Here is a 21,867-nt window from a genome sequence, read left to right as displayed (position 1 = left end):
GAGCGTGATCGGTCTACGGTCGCGATGTGGGGTCCATTGTGCTGCTGCGACCGGTGTTCGAAGGCGACCTGGCCGATCTCGATCGGATGCTCAACACCCGCGAGGCCTCCCACCCCTACAACTGGTTCGGCTACCAAGGGGCGGGGCACTTCCAGCGGCGCTGGGCGGAGTCCGGGCTGATCTCGGGCGACGAAGGCGTGCTGCTGGTGGTCACCGAGCAGGATCCGCAGCGGCGGCTCGGTTTCGTGTCGTGGGCCAAGAACCCCACCGGTCAGACCTCGTACTGCTGGAACATCGGCATCACCTTGCTGCCGGAGGCCCGCGGGCGCGGCCACGGCACCGAAGCCCAGCGCAAGCTGGTCGCGTACCTGTTCGCCCACACCCAGGTGAACCGGGTCGAGGCGGGCACCGAGGTGGACAACCTCGCCGAGCAGCGCGCCCTCACCAAGGCGGGTTTCACCAGGGAGGGCGTGCTGCGCGGCTGGTTGTTCCGCGACGGTCGGTGGCGGGACTGCGTGCGCTACAGCGTGCTGCGCGACGAGGTCGTCCCGCGCTGATCACTCCAGCTGCTCCTCCAGCCAGGTGGTGTGCACCGGGCCGCTGCGCAGCTTGTCGTTGCCGACGAGCCGGGCGTGCAACGGGATCGTGTTCGCCACGCCCTCGATGCGGAACTCCCGCAAGGCCTGCTCGGCTCGGGAGTACGCCTGGTCGCGGTCGGCTCCCCAGCAGATCAGCTTCGCGATCATCGAGTCGTAGAACGGGCTGATCCGGTCACCGCGGGTCAGGCCGGTGTCGACGCGGACGCCAGGCCCGCCGGGCAGGTCGAACGCGGTGACCTCGCCGGGTGACGGGGCGAAGCCGTTGTCCGGGTCCTCGGCGTTGATCCGCAGCTCGATGGCCGCACCGGTGCGCACCAGTTCGTCCTGGGTGAACGAGATCGGCTTGCCCGCGGCGATCCGCAGCTGCTCGGCCACCAGGTCGACGCCGCTGATCGCCTCGCTGACTGGGTGTTCGACCTGGATGCGGGTGTTCATCTCCATGAAGTAGAAGCCCTGGTCCTCGTCGACGAGGAACTCCACGGTGCCCGCGTTGCGATAGCCGACGTGCCGCGCGAGGCGGACCGCGGCCTCGCAGATGCGCTGCCGGGTCTCCTCGTGCAGTCCCGGCGCCGGTGCCTCCTCCAGCAGCTTCTGCCTGCGGCGCTGCACCGAGCAGTCCCGCTCGAACAGGTGCACCACGTTGCCGTGGTCGTCGGCGAGCAGCTGCACCTCGATGTGCCGGGGGCGGGGCAGCGCCCGCTCCAGGTACGAGGTGCCGTCGCCGAACGCCGACCGCGCCTCGGCCTGCGCCGCGGGCAGCACCTCGGCGAGCTCCGCGGCCGAGGACACCGGCCGGATGCCGCGACCGCCCCCGCCAGCCGCGGCCTTGACCAGCACCGGGTAGCCGAGTTCGTCGGCCGCGGCCTGCGCGGCGGCGAGGTCGGTCACCGGTGCGCTGCCCGGCACCACGGGCACGCCCGCTGCTTGCGCGGTGGCGCGCGCGGTGGCCTTGTCGCCCATCAGCTCGATCGCCGAGGCGGGCGGGCCGATCAGCACCAGGCCCGCGTCCTGCACGGCTCGCGCGAAGCGCGAGTTCTCCGACAGGAAGCCGTAGCCGGGATGTACGGCGTCGGCCTGGGTGCTGCGCGCCGCCTCCAGCAACGCCTCCACGTCGAGGTAGGACTTGGAGGCGGGGGAGGCGCCGATGTGCACCGCGTGCTCGGCCAGCTGCACCCACCGGGAGTTCTTGTCGGCGTCGGAGTACACCGCCACCGCTTCGGCTCCCGCGGCGTGGCAGGCGCGGATGATGCGCACCGCGATCTCGCCCCGGTTGGCCACGAGGACTCGTCCCGGCCCGGTCATGGCGACACGACCTCGACGACACCTTGACCGGCCTCCACCTCGTCCCCCTCTTCGAGCAGGAAGCGGCCGATGGTGCCCGCCTGCTCGGCTTTGATCTCGCTGAAGGTCTTCATCACTTCGATGAGCGCGATCGTCTGCCCTTGCCGGACCGCGGCGCCTTCTTCGACGAACGGGTCCTGTTCGGGCGAGGGGCGACGGTAGAAGACGCCGGGAAGCGTGGCGTTCACAGTCGACATGGTGGCCTCCTCCATAACTATCGGGTGCGCTGCTCGCGGGATGGGGGACTAGCTGACTGCGGCCCGAACCTTCTCCAGCCGGATGCCGCGGTCTCTGCGGGCGCTGATCGCGGCGTCGACGTCGACCGGCGTGAACGACACCCGGTCGCCGGTGCGGGCCTGCGCGATCCGGTCGCGGTCCACGGAGATCACGGTGCCCACGGTGGCGTAGCCGCCGCCGGTCACCGCGTCGCCGAGCAGCACGATCGGTTCGTTGCCCCCGGGGACCTGCACCGAGCCGATGGGGTAGCCCAGGTCGACGACGTTCGCCGGGTCGCTGCCCGCGCCGAACGGCGGTTCGCGGTCGATGAAGTCGATGGTGCCGCCGCGCAGCCGGTAGCCGACGCGGTCAGCGTCCTTGGTGACCTTCCACTCGGTGTCCACGAAGGACTCCAGCGCGGCTTCGGTGAGCCGGTAGGAGCACAGGCCGATGACCAGGCGCAGTTCCGCCACCCCGCCGAGCGCTAGGCGCAGGCCCGCGGGCACCGAGCTGCCCGGGGGCGGTCCGGACGCGGGCGGCGATCCCAGCGGTAGCCGGTCGTCGGTGCGCAGCGCGCGGCCCTGGAACCCGCCGATGCCCGTGAGCGTGTAGGTCGAGCGCGAGCCCAGGTACTCGGGGACCGCGATCCCGCCGCTGACGGCCACGTAGGGCCGGGCGCCAGAGGTGATCATCTCGAACGTGAGGACATCGCCGGCGCGCACCGCCAGCGTCTCCCAGCGGGCGACCGGTTCTCCGTTGACGCGAGCCGGGGCCTCGGCGCCGGTGATGGCGATCAGCCGGTCGTCGGTGAACTCCAGTTCCGGGCCGATGTAGGTGGCCTCCAGCGCGGCGGCGCCGTCGGGGTTTCCCACAAGCAGGTTCGCGACGCGGTAGGAGTACTGGTCGAGGGCGCCGGACGGCGGCATCCCGATGGCGTACTGCCCGTCGCGGCCGGCGTCTTGGACCGTCGTGTAGAGACCTCCGGAGCGCACGATGATCTCGCTCATCACAGCACCTCCAGCAGGGTGCGGTTGAAGCCGTCCGGGTCGGCGAGGAACGCGGTCGGGGAGAACTCGACCTCGGCGGTGCGGTAGCGGAAGGTGCCCGCCTCCACTTCGCCGCGGATCCGGTCGTACTCGGCGCGGTCGATGGCGCGGTAGTGCAGGATGTCGCTCGGTTTCGGGAAAGCGATGTGATCGGCGAAGTCCGGCAACGTCTGCGCGGCGTCGAAGACCGGTGCGGGCGCGATGCCGAACAGCTGATATCCCCCGGCTCCGCGGACCGGATAGACCACTGAGAACGCGCCGCCGTAACCGAAGGCGCGTTCCGGCGTATCAGTGCGCGGACGGACGTACTTGGGCACTTCGATCTGCCGCTCGCGGGGAACCATCTGATAGCAGAACGGCAATCCGGGGACGAATCCGAGCATCGTGACGATGAACGGGGACCCTGTGATCGAATCGATCAGCTCGGGCACTCCGCGAAATCCGTTGATCCGCGCCGCGTATTCAAGATCGGTTCCGGTGGGGTCTTGGTGATTGTCGCGGAAGCGCATGAGCGTCTCCCGCGTCCACGGATCGTCGAACAAGATCGGCACGTCGACGATCCGCGTCGGAACCGTGTGATCGTCGGGCAGGTCGCCCGCGGTGATCTCCAGTCCGCGCAGCTCATCGACCAGTTCCGCCGGGTGCAGCCGGTCGGGGTCGAGCCTGATCATGTACGAGGCGTTGGACGGGCAGATGTCGATGACGCCGTCGATGCCTTGCTCCCGGAGGGCCCCGGTGATCGCCATCGCCTTGAAATTGGCTTCCAGGCTCATTTCCTGATCGAGCTCGACGAAGATGAATTCATCGCCACCGAACTCGTACCGAGCGGGAGGCAGGTGCGTCGTAGTCGCTGCCATGTCGACCTCCTCAACCGGTTACGGAGGTGATCTGCCGTGTGCTTGAGCATGCGCCGAAGCGATTCCCGGCGCAGAACCTGAGATGCGAACTCGTTGGACGAAACGAAAAAATCGCACGTTCGGGTCACCATAGCCCGAGCGCAACACTGATCGGTACGCGCGAACGCACGCACTCGAATCGGCCGAAAGGACGCTCCAAGATCGGGAAAGGCGCGGGGAGGACAACCGAACGGAGCACTGCGCGGAACCGGGGCGTGCGGGAACATGGCTCTTACCATCGGCGCGCGGCCGGGGATCACCGCACTACAAGCCCCTGGCGGGTCGCGTGCGGCAGCTGCGGGAGGTGGATCCGGTGCAGGCACTCGTGGATCTCAATGCGGACGCGGGCGAGAGCTTCGGCCGGTGGAAGCTGGGTGACGACGAACGGGTGATCCCGTTGGTCACTTCGGTGAACATCGCCTGCGGGTGGCATGCCGGTGATCCCGCGACCATGCGCGCCGCCTTGCGCACCGCCCGCGACGCGGGCGTGGCGGCGGGCGCGCACCCGGGATTCCCGGACCTGGCCGGTTTCGGGCGCCGGGCGCTGACGATGAGCCCGCGGGAGGCGGCGGACGCCTGCCTCTACCAGTTCGGAGCTCTCCGGGCGCTGGCCGACGAGCTGGGCGTCGCGATCACCCACGTCAAGCCGCACGGCGCGCTCTACGGGCTCACGGTGCGCGATCCGGCGGTGGCCGAGGCCGTCGGCACGGCCGTCGCCGCGGCGGCCCCGGGCGTGCCGGTGGTGCTGCTGGCGGGCCCGACCGCCGATCGGGTCGCCGAACTGGGCGTGCCGGTCGTGCGGGAGGCGTTCGCGGACCTCGACTACGACGACGCCGGGCACATCATCATCGAACCGGCTCCCGTCGCGAAGGACCCGCAGGCGTGCGCGCAGCAGGCGCTGTCGGTGCTGCGCGGCAAGGTCCACTCCGTCAGCGGTACCGCGGTGCCGGTGCGAGCGGACTCGATCTGCCTGCACGGGGATCGCCCGAACGCGGTGGAGGTGGCCAGGGCAGTGCGGGACGCGTTCGCCGCCGAAGGCGTGGAGCTGGCGGCGATGCGCGCGGTGCTGGCGGACCGGAACTCCGGTGCGGCCTCCGCGGCGGAGACCGCACCGGTGTGACCGGATCGGGTCAGGCCGGTGGCGCGGCCCGACCCGATCGCCCGGTCAGGTCGTCGGCAGCAGCTTCTCCTGAAGCGCCACCCGGTTGTCCGAGAAGTGATCGCCTTCCGGGCTGAACGGGGCGACCTCGTCCGGCACGCAGTCGGTGACGAGCAACGTGTCGTCGCTGCGCTCCTCCGGCCCGGCCACGATCATCGGCGTGCCATCCGGTGCCCACACCCCGGAGTTGCCGCGGTACTGCCACTGCCCGCGTTCCGAGGTCTCCCAGCCGCGCCGGTTCACGTACGCGACGAACACCCGCCACACCGAGGCCATCGCCGGGATGATGTGCTCGGTCGCGTCCGGGTAGGGCACCTGGGTGGGGTTCCCGTCGTGCAGCGTGAAGTGGTGATCGGCTGCCGTCGGGCCGACCACGAGCCGCGCGCCGCGACCCACCAGGCTCTGGTACAGCGGCGGGAACTCGCACTCGTAGCAGTTGAGCAGGCCGACCGGGAACTGGTTGACCTTCACCACCGGCGGCAGCTCGGTGCCCGCGGTGAAGTTGATCCGCTCCGCGGCCCCGTACAGGTGGGTCTTGCGGTAGTTCGCGGCCAGCTCGCCCCCGAGGACCAGGGCGATGGAGTCGTGCACGGTGTCGGCCGCGCGGTCGAGCTCCACGTACGGCACCACGATCCCGATGTCGTGGGTGGCGGAGACGGCCTGCGCGGCCTGGATCGCCGCGCCGTCCTTCGGCTGGGCCAACGCTCGCGCCTCCTGCGCGCCGAGCGAGTAGCCGGTGGTGTAGCACTCGGGGAAGGCGCACAGCTGAGCCTGGTAGCGGGCGGCGACTTCGACGACCTCCCGCATCCGGTTCAGGTTCGCCGTCACCGCCTCCGGGGTGCCCACCGGGTTCTCACCTTGGAAGAGCGCGAGCCGGACTCCGGTGCCCGGTTGCGGCGGTTCGGGGCGGGTGAGCTTGCTGGCGATGCGGATGGGGCGCAATGGTTCGTCCTCTCTGCGGGGGTGCTGGTCATGCCGGGGTGGCGATGGCGCCGGACAGGTAGCCGCGGACCGCGCTGAGCAGGTCCTCGACGTGCCCGGCGGTGAGTTCGTTGCGCACGACGATCCGGATCACGTCGGTCTGCTGGCGGTCCGGTGGCAGCGCGTACACCGGTACAGACCAGCCGTGCGTGCCCAGGTGGGCCGCGAGTTCCCGCAACGTCCAGCGGTGCCGGCCGTCGCGTTGGGACAGCACCACGACGGGCAGGTCGCTGCCGTCGCCGAGGATCTGGAACGGTCCCATCTCGTCGAGCGACGCCGCCAAGGAGGTCGCGGTGGCACGGCAGCGCGCGTGCAGTTCGCGGAAGCCGTCGAAGCCGAGCCGCAGGAAGTTGTAGTACTGCAGCACCACCGGCGCGGCCGACCGGGAGAAGCTCAGCTCGTGGTTGGCCCGCGTGCTGCCCAGGTAGTTCGTGTCGAAGCTGAGCCAGTTCGTGCGGGCCTCCGAGTCGCACCACAGGATCCAGCCGAGCCCTGCCGGGACCATCCCGTACTTGTGCCCCGACGCGTTGATCGAGTGCACCCGGGGCAGCCGGAAGTCCCAGATCAGCTCCGGGTCGAGGAACGGTGCGACGAAACCGCCGGAGGCGGCGTCGACGTGGATCGGCACGTCCACCCCGGTTTCGGCGGCGAGCTCGTCGAGCGCGGCGGCGATCCCGGCGACCGGCTCGTAGCTGCCGTCGATCGTCGAACCGAGCACGCTGACCACGCCGATGGTGTCCTCGTCGCACCGCTCCTTGGCCTGCTGCGCGCTCAGGTGCAGCAGGTCCTGCTGGGCGGGGGCGATGCGCGGCTCCACCTCCCAGTACCGGCAGAACTTGTGCCAGCACACGTGGGCATTCGCGCCTAAGACGAGGTTCGGCTTGCGGCCGGCGGTGTCGCCGCGGTGCCGCCACCGCCGCAGCAGCGACGTGCCCGCCAGCAGCGCGGCCTCGCTGGATCCGGTGGTGGCGGTGCCGACGGCGGTCGACAGGTCGGCGTTCCACAGGCCCGCGAGGGTCTGCACGCAGTGGCGTTCGAGTTCGGTGGCTCCCGGATATTGGTCTCTGTCGATGAGGTTGTACGGCAGGTATTCGCTGAACAGCCGTTCGGCTTCCGGCTCGACGGTGCTGGTCAGAAAGGTGGCCAGGTTCGCCGCCGGGGTGATGTCCTCCCGGAGCTTGATCCGGACCGCGTTCGCGGCCGCCGAGGCGGTCCAGCCCTTGCTGGGCAGCGCTCCCGGCGCACGCGCGGTCGTCGTGGGTGGTGCGCTCGCCCGGCTTGCCGCCTGCGGACACGACATGGCGAAGACCTCCTTGATGAAGACTGCGACGTGATTTCACGGGGGGCTGCGATCTCAGAAGGCATCGCAGCCGAGTGCAGCGGGAGGGATTGGGACGTGCGACGTCTCGAAACCTAAGCGGCGTGCGGCGGGGGCCGACATGGTCACAAAGACCTGCTGCGCCCGCCCTGGTCCTCCGAATGGCACCGAGGGACTGCCCCATTCGTGTCCTTGATTGCCGCATCCGGGGGAAATCGGTGGCCGGTCGGTCACTTCCGGAGGGGCTGCTGACGACATAGCCAGTGGAGGCAGCGACCGGTCCGGTGCAGGTGGGAAGGCCTTGCCCGGTGGTGAAGCGTCGGCCTGCGAACGGTGCTCGATCGACCTGGTCACGGCGGAGGTGCGCCGTGGTGCCCAGGTTCTGTGCCGGAACAACCATGCGCCGCGCGGGGGCCCGTGCGTCCGGACGCGGCGCGGTCGATGTCACCGAACCTCTGGGAGTCACCTGATGGCCAGTTCGTACCGGCGAGCCTTGGACACCGCGATCACCGCGATGATGCGAGAGGCGATCGAGCATTCCGCGGCGCTGGAGCAGGTGCTCGGGCAGGTGAACCAACTCGTGACCCTGCGGGTGCGGCTGGGGCACACCGGGCTGGTCGCCGGAGAGGTCTACCGGGACGCGCTGCAGCGGGCTGCGGGAGCGACCGCCGGCACGCCCGGGGCGCAGGCGGCGCCGCTGCTGCAGCGGCTCACCCCGCGGGAGCACGAGGTACTGGGACATCTGGTCCGAGGTAGTTCCAACCGGCAGATCGCGCGGTCGCTGGGGATCTCCGAGCGGACCGTGAAGAACCACCTGCGGGCGGTGTTCACCAAGTTGGAGGTCGCCGACCGCACCTCGGCCGCGGTCAAAGCGCTCACCGCGGGCCGGGGCCCCGGTGAGCCCGGCTCGGCCGTCGCGACGGGAACGACGTCGATGGGGGTGCGCGGCCCCGGCGCCGCCGAGCGGAACTGATCCTTCGGAGGGGGCGTTGGCGGGATCCGGCACCGCCGAAAGGAGTGATCTTCTACGCTCGCCGCATGCCCGCGCTCAGCCCTCGTTCGGTCCTCGAAGGCCGCAACAGCAACCGGACACCGATCCCGTTCATCATCGGGTTGATCGTGTGCGGCATCTGCATGCTGCTCGCCCTGACCTACTACCTGCTCTCCGGTGGGGTGCTCAGCACCGTGGTGGGCGGCCTGCTGGCGCTGCCGACGGTGGTGGTGCTGGTGGCGCTGGTGCTGCTGATGGATCGGCTGGAGCCCGAACCGCGGGTGAACCTGGTGCTGGCGTTCGCCTGGGGCGCCGGAGTGGCGATCGTCGGGTCGTTCATCGTGAACACGCTCGGCGGTGCGCTGCTGCAACCGGTGTACGGGGTGGAGCTGGGCGAGGTGCTCACCGCCTCGGTCATCGCCCCGGTGGTGGAGGAGAGCTTCAAGGGCTTCTTCCTGCTGCTGATGCTGTGGTTCCGCCGCTTCGAGATCGACGGCCCGACCGACGGGCTGGTGTACGCGGGGTTGTGCGCGCTCGGCTTCGCGTTCGTGGAGAACGTGCTCTACTACCAGACCGGCTTGCTCGAAAGCGGAACCGGCGTCGCGGGAACAGTGCTGGTCCGCGGCGTGATCGCGCCGCTGGGGCATCCGATCTACACGGCGATGACCGGTCTCGGCGTCGCGTACGCGGCGCGCAGCCGCAGCGCCGGGCGCGGTGTCGCGGTGATCGCCGGTTGGATCGCGGCAGTGCTGCTGCACGCGTTGTGGAACTTCTCCACCGTGTTCGGCTTCGGCGGGCTGGCGCTGGCCTACCTGGTCCAGCTGGGTGTCCTGATCACGCTGGTGGTGATCGTGGTGCGGGACCGCAGGCGGCTCATCGGGCTGATCGGCACGCACCTGCCGCCGTACATCCCGAGCGGTCTGGTGCAGGACAACGACGTGCGGATGCTCGCGACGATGACCGGGCGCAGGCAGGCTCGGACCTGGGCTCGGGCGCAGGCGGGGTTGCCGGGCGTGCGCGCGATGTCGGACTACCAGCTGGCGGCGACGGAGCTGGCGCTGCTGCACGACCACGCGACGCGGGCGACGATCCCGGTGGCGCTGTTCCACTCCCGGCGCGATGCGATCCTCGGGTTGATGCGGGTGGCGCGGGACGCGTTCTTCCAGCGGCGCCCGCAGCCGCAGGTGGCGCCGCCGCCGTGGTCGCGCAACGAGCAGTCCGGTTTCTTCCGCACCTCGCAGCTGCAGACGACGCGGATGCCGGTGTACCGCCCGCTCGGCCAGCCGACGCCGCCGCCTGGGACGCCCGCGCCCGGCCGTCAGGCGCCCGCTCCGCGCGGTCCGGGAGCAGCGTCGGAGCAGGCGACGGCGAAGTTCCGGACGGCGAAGCCGGAATCGCCGGGCCAGGGCGACCAGGCCACGGCGAGGTTCGGGACGGCGAAGCCCGGGGCGCCGCAGCCGGGGCCGTCCCAGTCCGGGCCAGCGCAGCCCGGAGCACCCCGGCCGGGCGGGAACCAGCCGGGACCGGGGCCGCAGCGGCCCCCGCAACAGCGTCCGATGCCGCCCGGCCCACCGCCGAACCCGCCGCAGCAGCCACCGCCTCCGCGGCGGTAGCGCCGCCCGCTACTGGGTGCGCAGGCGCGACCACAGCCGGGACCACGGCATCGTCGGCCCGTCGTAGCGGATCACCGAAACGCCTTGCGCGAGGTTCACCAGGTCCAGCTCGGTCCGGACCGTCGCGAGCCGCCTGCCGGTGGTGAAGTACGGCTCGAGCGGCTCGGAGGCGCCCACGTACAGCAGCACCGTGGCGCTGTCCGGTGGAGCACCGAAGAACCAGTACCCGCGATGCGGGCTGTGCACGGCGGGCAGGCCGAACTCCGGTCCGAGGACGTCGAGCGCACCCGCGAGGTGGTAGCTCTCGCCGACGATCGCGGTGCGCCCGCGCTCGTCGGGCGGCAGCGAGCGGTACGCGCGGGCGACGGTCTCGGCCAGCTCCGGCCAGCCCGTCTCGTAGAACTTGCTGTAGGGCGCGAGCGGTGGGTGCGGGGCCGCGGTGGGCAACGCGACGATCGGGAGCAGGGCCAGCGGCAGGATCGAGGAGACCGCGTACGCGGGCCACGCCGTCCACGACCAGCGGGTGCCCCCGGCCGCGCGGCGGTGCTGGAACCCGACCGCGCCCGCGGCGAACAGCATTCCGCACAGCCCCGACAGGTAGTTCGGGCGGCCACCGACGAGCAGGTAGAACACCAGCAGGAGCAGCGTCGTTCCGGCCAGGAACCGCACGGGGCGCAGCCGCTCGTCGTGCAGCAGGCACCAGAGCCCGAAGCAGCACAGGACCGCGCCCGCGACGGGGCCCGCGTAGAGCAGCGCCGTCGGCAGCAGCAGGAGCCTGCTGCTCTCCGCGTTGACCACGTCGCCCATGTCGCGCGCGGGCCAGCCGTGCCCGGCCTGCCAGGCCAGCGCCGGAATCGACGCCGTCGCCGCGAGCGCCACCCCCGCCCACAGCGCCGGGCGCCGCAGCATCGAGCGCGGTCCGGCGACGAGCACGCTCGCGCAGAGCGCCGCGCACAGCAGCACGATCTGGAACTTCGTCTGCACCCCGACCGCGGCGACCGCTCCGGCCGCGAGCAGCAGCCGGTCCCGCCGGATCCCCGCCTCGCGCAGCCGGACCCACCGCGTCACCAGCCACAGCAGCAGCACCCACTGCGCCGGTTCCAGCGTCGCCGCCGCTAGCCAGTGCCCGCTCAGCAGCAGCCACGGCGACAGCGCGCACGCGGCGGCGGCGAGCACCTGGGCGCGCCGGTCACCGCCGAACTCGCGGGCCAGCAGCGCGGTGCAGCAGATCCCGAACGCGGTGATCAGCGCCGCGGGCAGCCGCAGCGCGACCAGCGAGCCGGGCAGCACGGCGTCGATCCCGGCGGCGAGCAGCGGCACCAGCGGCTGCTGGTCCATGTACCCCCAGTCCAGGTGGTGCTTGCCCGCGGCGAGGAAGTACAGCTCGTCGGAGAGGTAGCCGTACCGGCCGCTGATCAGCACCAGCAGCAGCGCGGTGAGCCCGGCGATCGTCAGCACCGGGCCGCGCGCGAACGGCGACGGCTCGCACGTCGGCTGCTCGGTCGGCGCTGGCACCCGATTCCCCTCGTCGGTTCCGGCCGGCGCGTCTCCCGGCGGCGCGGCGCGAGTCTAGGAACCGGCCTCGGAACCGGTCGTGCGGGGTAGGCGGCTCGGGGCGCGTGCGGTCAGCGGCGGAAATGCCAGGGGTGGTCCAGGAAGGTCCGCCACGCCAGCTCCCAGGGGAAGCGGTGCAGGTGCTCGGCGCCCGTTCCGGGTTCGTGCTGCTCGTACACCTCAGGGCCGGCCAGCACCTCGACTCCCCAGCCGGAGAGCCGCCGCATCGCCTCTTGCACGGGCGGGAAGGCGATCTGCGCGCGGTTGGAGAACGGCATCGCCACCACCGGTTGCCGCTTGCCGACCGCCTCCACCAGCATCCCCAGCGGGAGGGTGTCGGAGATGCCCGCCGCCCACTTCGCGAGGCTGTTGCAGGTGATCGGGGCCGCGATCATGCCGTCGGCCGGGGGCAGCGCGTCGGCCGCGGCCGGGTCCTTGTACTCGCTGCGCACCGGGTGGCCCGTCTTCGCGGCCAGTGATTCGACGTCGAGGAACCGCCTGCCGTCGGGCGAGGCGACCACGCACACCGCCCAGCCGTCGGCCCGGGCGAGTTCCACCAACCTGCCGATGTCCCGAGCCGCGGGGGAACCCATCCCGATCGCGTACAGCACCGGCTGCCCGTTGTCGTCCATCACGTCGCTCCGCAGCCGGACTTCAACGCCGGATGCCGCACCAGGCGGCGAAGTGGGACAGGCTGTTGGTCGACCGGGCGTCGCTGGCGGCCAGCGACTGCACCGTCTCGTGCACCTGCGGGTGGTAGCGGGTGAGCTGCGGTGCGATGCGCCGGGCCGTTTGCAGGCACTCCAGCGAGCGGCGGCGGTCGCCGTGCAGCAGCCAGCCGCGGGAGAGGTCGATCCAGTAGTGCCCGCTGCGGCTCGGCGCGGTGTGCTCGGGCAGCTGCACGGTGGCGGCCCTGGTCACCGCGGTGGTGCCGTCGGCGAGTTCCACCGGGACCGCCACGCCGTGGATGTCGACGTTGGTGGCGCCGAACTTGGTCCCGTAGTGGTTGGCCTCGTCTTGGCCGTCGACGACCATCGCGCGGGCCTCCCGCAGGTGCGTGTCGGCGAGGTCGGCGTCGGCGGTGCGCGCCGCGAGGATGGCGGCGCGCAGGTGCACGGCCCCGCGCACGGCGGAGGTCGCCGGGGTTTCCGGCACCGGTTCCAGCAAGCCGAGCGAGCGGTCCAGCGAGCGCAGCCCGGCGTTGTAGGAGCCGTCGAACAGCAGCACCAGGGCGTGGTTCCACTCCGCGACGGAACTCCGCACCGGGTCGGCGCCCCGGGCTGCCGCGGCACGGGCGCGCTCGTCGGCCAGGTGGCACAGGTCGAGGTGTCCCAGCCGGTAGAGCGCGATCATGGTGTACGAGTACGCGGTCGCCAGCAGCTCGTGCACGGCCGGATCCTCGGGATGCGCACCGGCGGCGTGGTGCAGGTGCCGCAGCAGGTCCGGGAGCGCCTGGACCGCCTCGGCGTGCCGGGTGCGCCGATCCCACTCCTTGATGCGGGCGACGTCGGCGCGCAGGTCCTCGACGGCGCGCGGGTCGGTGTCGAGCTGCGGGTCGTCGCCCTCGACGAGCGCTTGGCGCAGCGCGGGCACGCCCGCCTGCTCGGAGGACGGGTTGGCCGGCCGGGTGTGGTGCGGCTGTTCGGTGAGGTCGGTGATGTTGACCGACATCGCGCGGGCCACGGCCGCGACGAAGGAATGGCTGGCCGCGCGCTCGCCGCGTTCCACCTTGCGCAGCAAGGAATAGGAAACGGCCGCGCGCACCGACAGCGCGCGTTGCGTCACGCCGTGGATCTTGCGCAGTTCGGCGATGCGGGAACCGGTCCTAGTCGGATTGTCCGCTTCGGCGACGTCCCCGGGAGCCTCCGCGACGATGCTGTCGGTTTCCGTGCCGTTTTCGTGCGTCATGCTGTCTTCCCCCTTGTGCGCCTGGCCCACGAAACATGATCGGCTGCGGCCGGGCAATCGGAAGTCGTCGGCTGTGGCGATTGTGTGGCACTCCGATATCCGATTTCGGTCCACTGTCAGCTTATGCGATCAGCAGCTGAGAATCGGCGCGCATTCCTCGATTCCCGCCAGGCCGGCGTGGGAGAGGAGACGGCGAAGGGGGGTGAGGCGGAGTCCGCGGTGCGGGCTTACCCGGAGCTGGCGGGTCTGAACGACCTGCGCTCGGCGGGGTGGTCCTTCCGGGCCTTCGCGGACGACGAGGGGGAGATCGGCGGCCTGGTCGGCTGGCGGGACGCGGCGACGTGCGTGGACGTCCTGTGGATCTTCGACCAGGACGATTGCCGCGCGGCGCGGTTCCTGCCCGCCGCGACGGCGGCTCCGGGGGAGATGGTGTGGAACCGGACGGGGGATCTGGCGACCTGCGTCGCGGCCGTGCTGGGGTTGCTGGGGGCGTGACCGGCACGACCTGATTTCCGAGATGTGCGAGATGACCCGGCCATGGGAGTGGCCGGGTCATCCGTTGTCCGCGTGGGCGGGGTTCGCGGCGCGTTGTCACGGGGGTACCGGAGTTCACTCGTCCGGCCTAGCGTGGGGCGGGTGTGAATGGTTTTACCGGCGATATGATCGAGCTCACATTGCTGAATTGGTGGGTGTATTGCCGCGTGGCCGGACTCATATTTTCGTGGGCGCGGTGAGGGGGTGTTGGAGATTTCGGAAACGGGGTGGATGCGGATCTGCTCCGTGGTGAGGTCGGTCGCAGATGGAATGATTGAATGATTGAGATCGGGAATGCTCGGTAGAAGTATTGGCGTTCTGCGCGGGGTAGGTTCTTCGGCAGGTGCCGTGGGGTGGTTCGGCTGCGATGGAGAAGGTCGCGGCCGGGGCGGTCGGGAATGGCGATGTGACCGATGAGTAACGCATTCGAGTCCGTTCGGCTCCGGATGGTCCGCGATGCGCCCCGGCGATGTCGCCCCGGCGCCGCTCGCCGTCGGGCGAGGCGGTCGCGTGGCAGGTCGGGGGCGGTGCCACCCGGCCGTTCGGTCGCGTGGCGGAGGGGTTCGGCCGTGCGGCCGAATCGCGCTTCGGCCGATGTGCCTGCTTTTCCCGCGAATCCTCGCGCGGAGTGGCCGGAATCCGGCTCGGGAGCCCGCCTTCGTCACTGCCGGTGATGGCGTGGTGACCGGAGTGGGGCGGTTCGTCCGGGATTCCTCGGCGACTCCGCCGCGGCCCGTGGAAACGCGGTCCGGAGTGTCCGGATGGGCGCCTCCGGCGGTGCGAGAGGAGGGCGGTCCCGGTTCTGACCAGGCTGCCGATCCTATTTTACCCGGCAGTAGTGAATCGTTGCCGACAAGGCTCCGAAAATCCCCGAGGAATTCATGTTAGCCCGGCTCGGGAGACCGTCCCGCTCCTTGAGTCCCGCGTGTGGTCGGCGTAAGAACGCCGCACCGAGCTGTATCGTGCGCCACAGGGCGGCGGAGTGGCTCGCGGGCGTGCCCGCGAGCTGGAAAGGGAACGGGTCCATTGGTGACTACGAACGGGCACCAGCCTCCGGAGCAGACGGGGACCGGCGCGAGTGGGCCGGGCGCCAACGGCTCCACGAACTCCCAGCGCACGAGCCAGGACAACCCGAACGGGACGAGCACGCGGAAGCTCAACCGCGTGGTGATCCGCTTCGCCGGGGACTCCGGCGACGGCATGCAGCTCACCGGTGATCGCTTCACCTCGGAGGCCGCGGCCTTCGGCAACGACCTCGCGACGCTGCCGAACTTCCCGGCGGAGATCCGCGCTCCCGCCGGGACGCTGCCGGGCGTGTCCAGCTTCCAGCTGCACTTCGCCGACTACGACATCCTCACCCCGGGTGACCGGCCGGACGTGCTGGTGGTGATGAACCCCGCCGCACTGAAGTCCAACCTGGGCGACCTGCCGCACGGCGGCATCCTCATCGTCAACACCGACGAGTTCACCAAGCGCAACCTCACCAAGGTCGGCTACGAGCACAACCCGCTGGAGTCCGGCGAGCTCGAACCGTACGTGGTGCACCACGTCCCGATGGCGGAACTGACCCGCGGCGCCGCGGAACCCGCCGGGGTCGGGCGCAAGGACGCGGAACGCGCGAAGAACATGTTCGCGCTCGGCCTGCTGTCCTGGATGTACCACCGGCCGACCGAGGGCACCGAGCGCTTCCTGCGGGAGAAGTTCGCGAAGAAACCCGACATCGCCGAGGCCAACGTGCTCGCGTTCCGCGCGGGCTGGAACTACGGCGAGACCACCGAGGCGTTCGCGGTGACCTACGAGGTCGCGCCCGCGACGCTGCCGAAGGGGACCTACCGCCAGATCACCGGCAACGTGGCGCTGGCCTACGGCCTGGTCGCGGCCGGTCAACGCAGCGGGCTGCCGATGTTCCTCGGCACCTACCCGATCACCCCGGCCTCCGACGTGCTGCACGAGCTGGCCAAGCACAAGAACTTCGGCGTCACGACCTTCCAGGCGGAGGACGAGATCGCCGGGGTCGGCGCGGCGCTGGGCGCCTCCTTCGGCGGATCGCTGGGGGTGACCACGACCTCCGGGCCCGGGCTGGCGCTGAAGTCGGAGACCATCGGGCTGGCGGTGACCCTGGAGCTGCCGCTGCTGATCTGCGACATCCAGCGCGGCGGCCCGTCCACGGGGCTGCCCACCAAGACCGAGCAGGCCGACCTGCTGCAGGCGCTCTACGGCCGCAACGGCGAATCCCCGGTGCCGGTGCTCGCGCCGCGGTCCCCGGCGGACTGCTTCGACGTGGCGCTGGAGGCGGCGCGGATCGCGCTGCGCTACCGCACGCCGGTGCTGCTGCTGTCCGACGGGGCCATCGCCAACGGTTCCGAGCCGTGGCTGGTCCCGGACATCACGAAGCTGCCGGACCTGCGAGTGACCTTCGCGACCGAACCGAACGCGCCGGACGGCTCCGGCGATTTCTGGCCGTACGTGCGGGATCCGGAGACGCTGGCCCGCGAGTGGGCGGTGCCGGGCACCCCCGGCACGGAGCACCGGATCGGCGGGCTGGAGAAGGCCGACGGCTCCGGTGCCATCTCCTACGACCCGGACAACCACGACAAGATGGTGCGGCTGCGCCAGGCGAAGATCGACGGGGTCGAGGTGCCCGATCTCGAAGTCGACGACCCGTCCGGGCGGGCCGAGGTGCTGGTGCTGGGCTGGGGCTCGTCCTACGGCCCGATCGGCGCCGCCTGCCGCCGGGTGCGCGGGCAGGGCGTGCCGATCGCGCAGGCCCACCTGCGGTACCTGAACCCGATGCCGGGGAATCTCGGCGAGGTGCTGCGGCGTTACGACAAGGTGATCGTGCCGGAGATGAACCTCGGCCAGCTCGCGATGCTGCTGCGGTCCCGCTTCCTCGTGGACGTGCACAGCCACACGAAGGTCGCGGGTCTCCCGTTCCAAGCGGAGGAACTCCAGAACGTGCTCACCGATGTGGTGCAAGGGGTGTCGGCGTGACGACCACGGACCTCGGACTGCCGGAGGTGGGCGGCCTGCACGGCGTGCCCACCAGCGACGAGAAGCAGACCGCGAAGGACTACAAGTCCGACCAGGAAGTGCGCTGGTGCCCTGGTTGCGGTGACTACATCGTGCTCAACGCGGTGCAGAGCTTCCTGCCGACGCTGGGGCTCAGGCGGGAGAACATCGTGTTCATCTCGGGCATCGGTTGCTCCAGCCGGTTCCCGTACTACATGAACACCTACGGGATGCACTCGATCCACGGGCGCGCTCCGGCGATCGCGACGGGCCTGGCCACCCAGCGCCCGGACCTGTCGGTGTGGGTGGTCACCGGGGACGGCGACGCGCTGTCCATCGGCGGCAACCACCTGATCCACGCGTTGCGGCGCAACGTGAACCTGAAGATCCTGCTGTTCAACAACCGGATCTACGGCTTGACGAAGGGTCAGTACTCGCCGACGTCCGAGGTCGGCAAGGTCACCAAGTCGACGCCCGCGGGTTCGCTGGACACGCCGTTCAACCCGGTGTCGCTGGCGCTGGGCGCGGAGGCGAGCTTCGTGGCGCGGACGCTGGACTCGGACCGGGCGCACGTCACGGAGACCTTGCAGGCCGCCGCCGAGCACCGGGGCAGCGCGCTGGTGGAGATTTACCAGAACTGCCCGATCTTCAACGACGGTGCTTTCGACGTGCTCAAGGACAAGGACGAGAAGCAGCGCCGCATCATCCCGCTGCGCCACGGCAAGCCCATCGTGTTCGGGCCGGAGGACGAGCAGTTCGCGGTGGTGCGGGACGCGGCCGGTGAGCTGGTGGTGGCTCCGCTGGCGGAGGTGGACTCCGAGGACGTGGTCGTGCACGACGCGGAGCGCGCGGACAGCTCGTTCGCCTACGCGTTGTCGCGGCTGGGCGGGGTGAACCTGGATCCGACGGTGACCGGGGTGTTCCGCTCGGTGTCCCGCCCCACCTACGACGACGCGGCCCGCGAGCAGACGTCGGCGGCGGAGCAGAGCAACCCGCCGGACCTGCAGGGCCTGCTCACCGGCAACGACACCTGGACGATCTGAGCAGCCTTTCTGTGAAGCAGGTCTGCTTTGGTGGTCGGGTGGCGGAACCTCAGCGGCTTCCTCGCTGCGGGGTCTTTTTCCCGAGTGGCTCCGCCACGAGGGAAAAAGCCGTCCTCGCGAGGAAGCCGCTGAGAACCCGCGGGTGGTCGTTCTGCGTGCGTGGTCGTTGCTCAGCGGCTTCGCCGCTGGCGGGACGACGATCGAGCGGGAGGCCGGGTGTTCAGTCCCTGGCCCGCTGCTTGCGGGCCACCAAGGAGTCGATCAGCCGGGGCAGGTGTTCGGCGAACAGCCAGAGGCTCAGCAGCAGCACCGTCCAGGACGCGCCGAGCGTCCACCCGGCCAGCACGTCGGTGGGGGAGTGCACGCCGAGCATCACCCGGCTGAACCCGGTGATGACGATGGCGAGCACGGCCGCGGTGAACAGGGCGTTGCGGGCCCACCGGGTGCGCAGCAGCCGCAGCGCGAACACGCCGAGCATGAGGTAGAGCGCGGCGGCGTGCGCCGAATGCCCCGAGGGGAAGCCGAAACCGTCCTCGACGACGACCGCGTCCACCACCAGCGGTCGCGGACGGGCGATCATGATCTTGATGAGGTACACGGCGAGCCCGGTGCCCGCCGAGGACAGCGCCAGCAGCACCAACGGCGACCACCGGTGCCGGGCGACGCCGATCAGCACGCCGATCGCGAGGCTCACCGGCAGCACCACCAGCACGTCGCCGAGCCAGGTGAGCACCGCCAGCGCCCCCACCAGCGGTCCGGAGCGCAGTTCCAGCGACACCCGCAGCAGGTGCTCGTCGAGGCGCACCAGCGGCCCGCCCTGGTAGACCTGCTCGGTGAGTCCCGTGAAGCACCACACGCCCAGCGCGCTCAGCAGCAGGCCCAGCACCACCGGCAGCCACGGGTAGGCGGCGATCAGATCCCGGATCCCCGCCTGCGGCGGCGCGGAGCCGGAATCCCGGCGCGCATCCGGCTCGGAGACGCGTCCGTTCCGGCGGGCGGTGGCGCCGAGGTCGCTGTTCGGGGCCGGGTCGGCGGGACCGTCCTGATGAGCTGGTTCTCGACGGGAGGCCGCGGCCACTGTCAACTCCTCGGCGTTCTCGTGGTCCGGTGCGCTGATTCGCCCGATCCTACCGATCGCCCCGAAACGGGCAGTTGATCACCTCCCCGGGGGGCCGGCGCGGCGGCCGTCTCGTGCAACCGGGTTACCCGGACTCACCCGCGCGACCGGTCCGCCCCGCACCCCGCCGTGCGACGGTCCGCCGAGGACGTGACCAGAAGGGCGGCCGGTGATGACCCGGACAGCGCAACAGCCCAGCCGGCGACGGGTGCCGCAGTCGTTCCCGTACGTGCTGATGTACCACTCGGTGTCCGAGTACACCGACGACCCGTACTTGGTGACGGTGGAACCGGCCCGGTTCGAACGACAGCTGCGCTGGCTGCGGGCGCGCGGGTGCACCGGGGTGTCGATGCGGGAGCTGCTGGCCGCCCGCCGCGAAGGGCGGGGGCGCGGCCTGGTGGGGCTGACCTTCGACGACGCCTACACCGACTTCTCCGACACGGTCTACCCGCTGCTGCGCCGGTACGGCTGGACGGCGACGGTGTTCGTGATCTCCGGGATGATGGGCGGGCACAACGCGTGGGACCCGGCGGGCCCGCGCAAATCGCTGATGACCGAGGACGAGGTCGCGCGGGTCGCGGCCGGTGGCATGGAGATCGGCTCGCACAGCGTCGGGCACCGCCGGTTGACCGAGCTGGATCCGGTCGAGCTGGCCGCCGAGGTCGGCAAGAGCCGCCCGGTGCTGCAAGCGCTGTCCGGGCAGCCGGTGAACGGGTTCTGCTACCCGTACGGCGACGTGGACGCCGCCGTGGTCGGCTCGGTGCGGGAAGCCGGCTACGACTACGGCTGCGCGATTTGGCGCTCCGAGTTCTCGGGCGTGCACGCGCTGCCGCGCACCTACGTCGGCGACCGGGACGGGACGGTGCGGCTCGACGCGAAACGCGCCCGGCACGGGCTCGCCGCCACCCGCGCGCCGGAGATCCCCGCGCCGAGATTCCTGCGGTTTCGGTAGGGGCGCTACCGCCGTTGGGGGAGCGGCTCTACCGCTCTGAGCTGCGATTCTGAAATCCGCGGACGAACGGCGGCGACACATCGGGCAGGCGGGACGCGGTGGGGGCCGCGACCGCCCGGCCGACGACGGGGCACCGGAACGAGCCGGCGGCGAGATCCGCTCGGCACGGGACACGCGTAACTGGGGGAGGAAACGTGACCCAGCATCACCTTGCGCTGGCGGTCAACGGCCGGGAGCGGCAGCTGTCCGGTCGGCTGGTCGCTTACCAGGACCGGTCGGAGGAGGACGCGGTCCGCCGCGCCTCCGGGCTGGGAACCCGCGTTCCGAGGGCCCGGCAGGAGACGGTGGTGATCCTCGGACTGGGGTACGTGGGCCTGCCGACGGCGTGCGGATTGGCCGCTCGGCGTTCAAGCGTCGTCGGCGTCGACATCAGCGAAGCGCGGCTGCGGGCCGTGGCCGCCGGCGACGTGGACCTGCCCGACGCGGAACGCGCGGTGCTGCACGACGCGCTCGCCGACGGATCGCTGCGCCTGGCGGAGGATCCGGCGGCGCTGGCGGAGGCGGACACGGTCGTGGTGTGCGTTCCCACTCCCGTGGATGAGGACCGGGTGCCGGACCTCGCCGCGCTGCGCGGAGCGTGCGCGACGGCGGTGGCGCACGCCCGGCCCGGCCAGACGATCATCCTCACGTCCACGACGTTCGTCGGAACCACGCGGGAATTGCTGGTGGAACCGCTGCGGCGCCGCGGTTTGGAGGTCGGCACCGAAGTGCACGTGGCGTTCAGCCCGGAACGCATCGACCCCGGCAACCACGACCACGTGCAGCGCGACACCCCGCGCATCGTCGGCGGCGTCACCCCGGAGTGCTCGGCGCGGGCGGCGCGGGTGATCGGCGACCTCACCGACTCGGTGTACCTGGTCGGTTCCCCGGAATCGGCGGAGCTGACCAAGCTGTACGAGAACATCTTCCGCGCCGTGAACCTGGCGCTGGCCAACGAGATCGCCGACATCTGCGGCGCGTTGTCGCTGGATCCGATCGAGGTGACCATCGCGGCGGGCACCAAGCCCTACGGCTTCCTCGGCAGCTTCCCCGGCCCGGGAGTCGGCGGGCACTGCATCCCGTGCGACCCGCACTACCTGCTGTGGCAGCTGCGGGAGAAGGGCGTCGCGGCTCCGATGATCGACCAGGCGATGCGGTCCATCGACCTGCGCCCGGAGCAGGTGGTGCGCCGCGCCGAGAGCATGCTGGCCGCCGCCGGGACCGGCGCGATCGGGGCGCGGGTGCTGCTGGCGGGGGTGAGCTACAAGGCGGGCGTGCGCGACCTGCGGGAGTCCCCGGCGCTGCCGATCATCGCGGGGCTGACGCGGCTCGGCGTGGACGTGCGCTACCACGACCCGCTGATCGGTGAGGTCGAGCTGGCCGACGGCTCCCGGCTGACCGGTGAAGCGGAACCGCGCGGGGCCGACTGGGACCTGGTCATCGTGCACACCGTGCACCCGGGATTCGACTACACGTGGGCAGGGGACTGCCCGCAGGTGCTGGACGCGACGTACCAGTTCGAGCTGGCGCCGCACCGCCAGGTCGTGTGAG

General features: G+C 71.1%; 19 protein-coding genes. 9 read left to right on the top strand and 10 right to left on the bottom strand.

Annotated features, from left to right (window positions below):
• Window positions 1-26: 26 nt before the first annotated feature.
• Complete coding sequence (locus tag OOZ19_RS07205; RefSeq protein ID WP_266089229.1) at window positions 27-557, top strand: GNAT family N-acetyltransferase; 531 nt, start codon at window positions 27-29, stop codon at window positions 555-557.
• On the opposite strand, the gene OOZ19_RS07200 is transcribed toward OOZ19_RS07205, so the two are convergent.
• From OOZ19_RS07200 to OOZ19_RS07185, 4 genes are read right to left on the bottom strand one after another with little or no spacing between them, the layout of a single operon-like run.
• A complete protein-coding gene (locus OOZ19_RS07200) occupies window positions 558-1,901 on the bottom strand; it encodes an acetyl-CoA carboxylase biotin carboxylase subunit (RefSeq protein ID WP_266089228.1) in 1,344 nt (447 codons plus the stop codon).
• Complete coding sequence (locus tag OOZ19_RS07195; RefSeq protein WP_266089227.1) at window positions 1,898-2,137, bottom strand: acetyl-CoA carboxylase; 240 nt, start codon at window positions 2,135-2,137, stop codon at window positions 1,898-1,900. The genes OOZ19_RS07200 and OOZ19_RS07195 overlap by 4 nt, the downstream gene beginning before the upstream one ends.
• Before the next feature lie 48 nt (window positions 2,138-2,185).
• Window positions 2,186-3,163: a 5-oxoprolinase subunit C family protein gene (locus OOZ19_RS07190; protein ID WP_266089226.1), complete on the bottom strand. Its 978-nt coding sequence runs from the start codon at window positions 3,161-3,163 to the stop codon at window positions 2,186-2,188.
• Window positions 3,163-4,059 carry a 5-oxoprolinase subunit B family protein gene (locus OOZ19_RS07185; protein ID WP_266089225.1) on the bottom strand — a complete coding sequence of 299 codons (897 nt, stop codon included), beginning with the start codon at window positions 4,057-4,059 and terminating at the stop codon, window positions 3,163-3,165. Before OOZ19_RS07185 ends, OOZ19_RS07190 begins: the two co-directional genes overlap by 1 nt.
• 352 nt (window positions 4,060-4,411) lie before the next feature.
• Between OOZ19_RS07185 and OOZ19_RS07180 the strand changes: the two genes are divergently transcribed.
• Complete coding sequence (locus OOZ19_RS07180; RefSeq protein ID WP_266089224.1) at window positions 4,412-5,218, top strand: LamB/YcsF family protein; 807 nt, start codon at window positions 4,412-4,414, stop codon at window positions 5,216-5,218.
• Window positions 5,219-5,263: 45 nt separating this feature from the next.
• Here the strand turns inward: OOZ19_RS07180 and OOZ19_RS07175 are convergent, their stop codons facing one another.
• Both OOZ19_RS07175 and gad read right to left on the bottom strand, forming a co-directional pair.
• Complete coding sequence (locus OOZ19_RS07175) at window positions 5,264-6,199, bottom strand: nitrilase-related carbon-nitrogen hydrolase (protein ID WP_266089223.1); 936 nt, start codon at window positions 6,197-6,199, stop codon at window positions 5,264-5,266.
• 28 nt (window positions 6,200-6,227) lie between these two features.
• A complete protein-coding gene (gene gad, locus OOZ19_RS07170) occupies window positions 6,228-7,538 on the bottom strand; it encodes a glutamate decarboxylase (protein WP_266089222.1) in 1,311 nt (436 codons plus the stop codon).
• A 487-nt stretch (window positions 7,539-8,025) separates the two neighbouring features.
• Here gad and OOZ19_RS07165 point away from each other — a divergent pair, with 487 nt between their 5' ends.
• Together OOZ19_RS07165 and OOZ19_RS07160 are read left to right on the top strand one after the other, a co-directional pair.
• Entirely contained in the window at window positions 8,026-8,529 is a 504-nt protein-coding gene (locus OOZ19_RS07165) for a response regulator transcription factor (protein WP_266089221.1), read from the top strand.
• Between the two features lie 65 nt (window positions 8,530-8,594).
• A complete protein-coding gene (locus OOZ19_RS07160; protein ID WP_266089220.1) occupies window positions 8,595-10,160 on the top strand; it encodes a PrsW family intramembrane metalloprotease in 1,566 nt (521 codons plus the stop codon).
• A gap of 9 nt (window positions 10,161-10,169) precedes the next feature.
• Here OOZ19_RS07160 and OOZ19_RS07155 read toward each other — a convergent pair whose 3' ends face one another.
• The 3 genes from OOZ19_RS07155 to OOZ19_RS07145 form a co-directional block, all read right to left on the bottom strand.
• Window positions 10,170-11,675: an ArnT family glycosyltransferase gene (locus tag OOZ19_RS07155; protein ID WP_266089219.1), complete on the bottom strand. Its 1,506-nt coding sequence runs from the start codon at window positions 11,673-11,675 to the stop codon at window positions 10,170-10,172.
• 110 nt (window positions 11,676-11,785) lie between these two features.
• Window positions 11,786-12,346 (bottom strand): flavoprotein, encoded by a 561-nt coding sequence (locus tag OOZ19_RS07150; protein ID WP_266089218.1) that lies wholly within the window; start codon window positions 12,344-12,346, stop codon window positions 11,786-11,788.
• Window positions 12,347-12,368: 22 nt separating this feature from the next.
• On the bottom strand, window positions 12,369-13,622 hold the full coding sequence (locus OOZ19_RS07145; RefSeq protein ID WP_266089217.1) for a helix-turn-helix domain-containing protein: 1,254 nt from the start codon (window positions 13,620-13,622) through the stop codon (window positions 12,369-12,371).
• A gap of 219 nt (window positions 13,623-13,841) precedes the next feature.
• Between OOZ19_RS07145 and OOZ19_RS07140 the strand changes: the two genes are divergently transcribed.
• The 3 genes from OOZ19_RS07140 (at window position 13,842) to OOZ19_RS07130 (ending at window position 18,208) form a co-directional block, all read left to right on the top strand.
• Window positions 13,842-14,117: a hypothetical protein gene (locus OOZ19_RS07140; protein WP_266089216.1), complete on the top strand. Its 276-nt coding sequence runs from the start codon at window positions 13,842-13,844 to the stop codon at window positions 14,115-14,117.
• A 1,068-nt stretch (window positions 14,118-15,185) separates the two neighbouring features.
• Window positions 15,186-17,147: a 2-oxoacid:acceptor oxidoreductase subunit alpha gene (locus OOZ19_RS07135; RefSeq protein WP_416309406.1), complete on the top strand. Its 1,962-nt coding sequence runs from the start codon at window positions 15,186-15,188 to the stop codon at window positions 17,145-17,147.
• Window positions 17,144-18,208 (top strand): 2-oxoacid:ferredoxin oxidoreductase subunit beta, encoded by a 1,065-nt coding sequence (locus OOZ19_RS07130; RefSeq protein ID WP_266089214.1) that lies wholly within the window; start codon window positions 17,144-17,146, stop codon window positions 18,206-18,208. Before OOZ19_RS07135 ends, OOZ19_RS07130 begins: the two co-directional genes overlap by 4 nt.
• Before the next feature lie 220 nt (window positions 18,209-18,428).
• Here the strand turns inward: OOZ19_RS07130 and OOZ19_RS07125 are convergent, their stop codons facing one another.
• A complete protein-coding gene (locus tag OOZ19_RS07125) occupies window positions 18,429-19,286 on the bottom strand; it encodes a phosphatase PAP2 family protein (RefSeq protein ID WP_266089213.1) in 858 nt (285 codons plus the stop codon).
• 211 nt (window positions 19,287-19,497) lie between these two features.
• Between OOZ19_RS07125 and OOZ19_RS07120 the strand changes: the two genes are divergently transcribed.
• Both OOZ19_RS07120 and OOZ19_RS07115 read left to right on the top strand, forming a co-directional pair.
• Window positions 19,498-20,277, top strand: a complete 780-nt coding sequence (locus tag OOZ19_RS07120; protein ID WP_266089212.1) for a polysaccharide deacetylase family protein — start codon at window positions 19,498-19,500, stop codon at window positions 20,275-20,277.
• A 194-nt stretch (window positions 20,278-20,471) separates the two neighbouring features.
• Complete coding sequence (locus OOZ19_RS07115) at window positions 20,472-21,866, top strand: nucleotide sugar dehydrogenase (protein ID WP_266089211.1); 1,395 nt, start codon at window positions 20,472-20,474, stop codon at window positions 21,864-21,866.
• The last annotated feature ends 1 nt before the right edge of the window (window position 21,867 follow it).

It is taken from the genome of Saccharopolyspora sp. NFXS83, assembly GCF_026241095.1.
Classification (GTDB): domain Bacteria; phylum Actinomycetota; class Actinomycetes; order Mycobacteriales; family Pseudonocardiaceae; genus Saccharopolyspora_C.
Note: the sequence above shows the minus strand (reverse complement) of the source record. Positions and strands in the feature narration are given on the sequence as shown.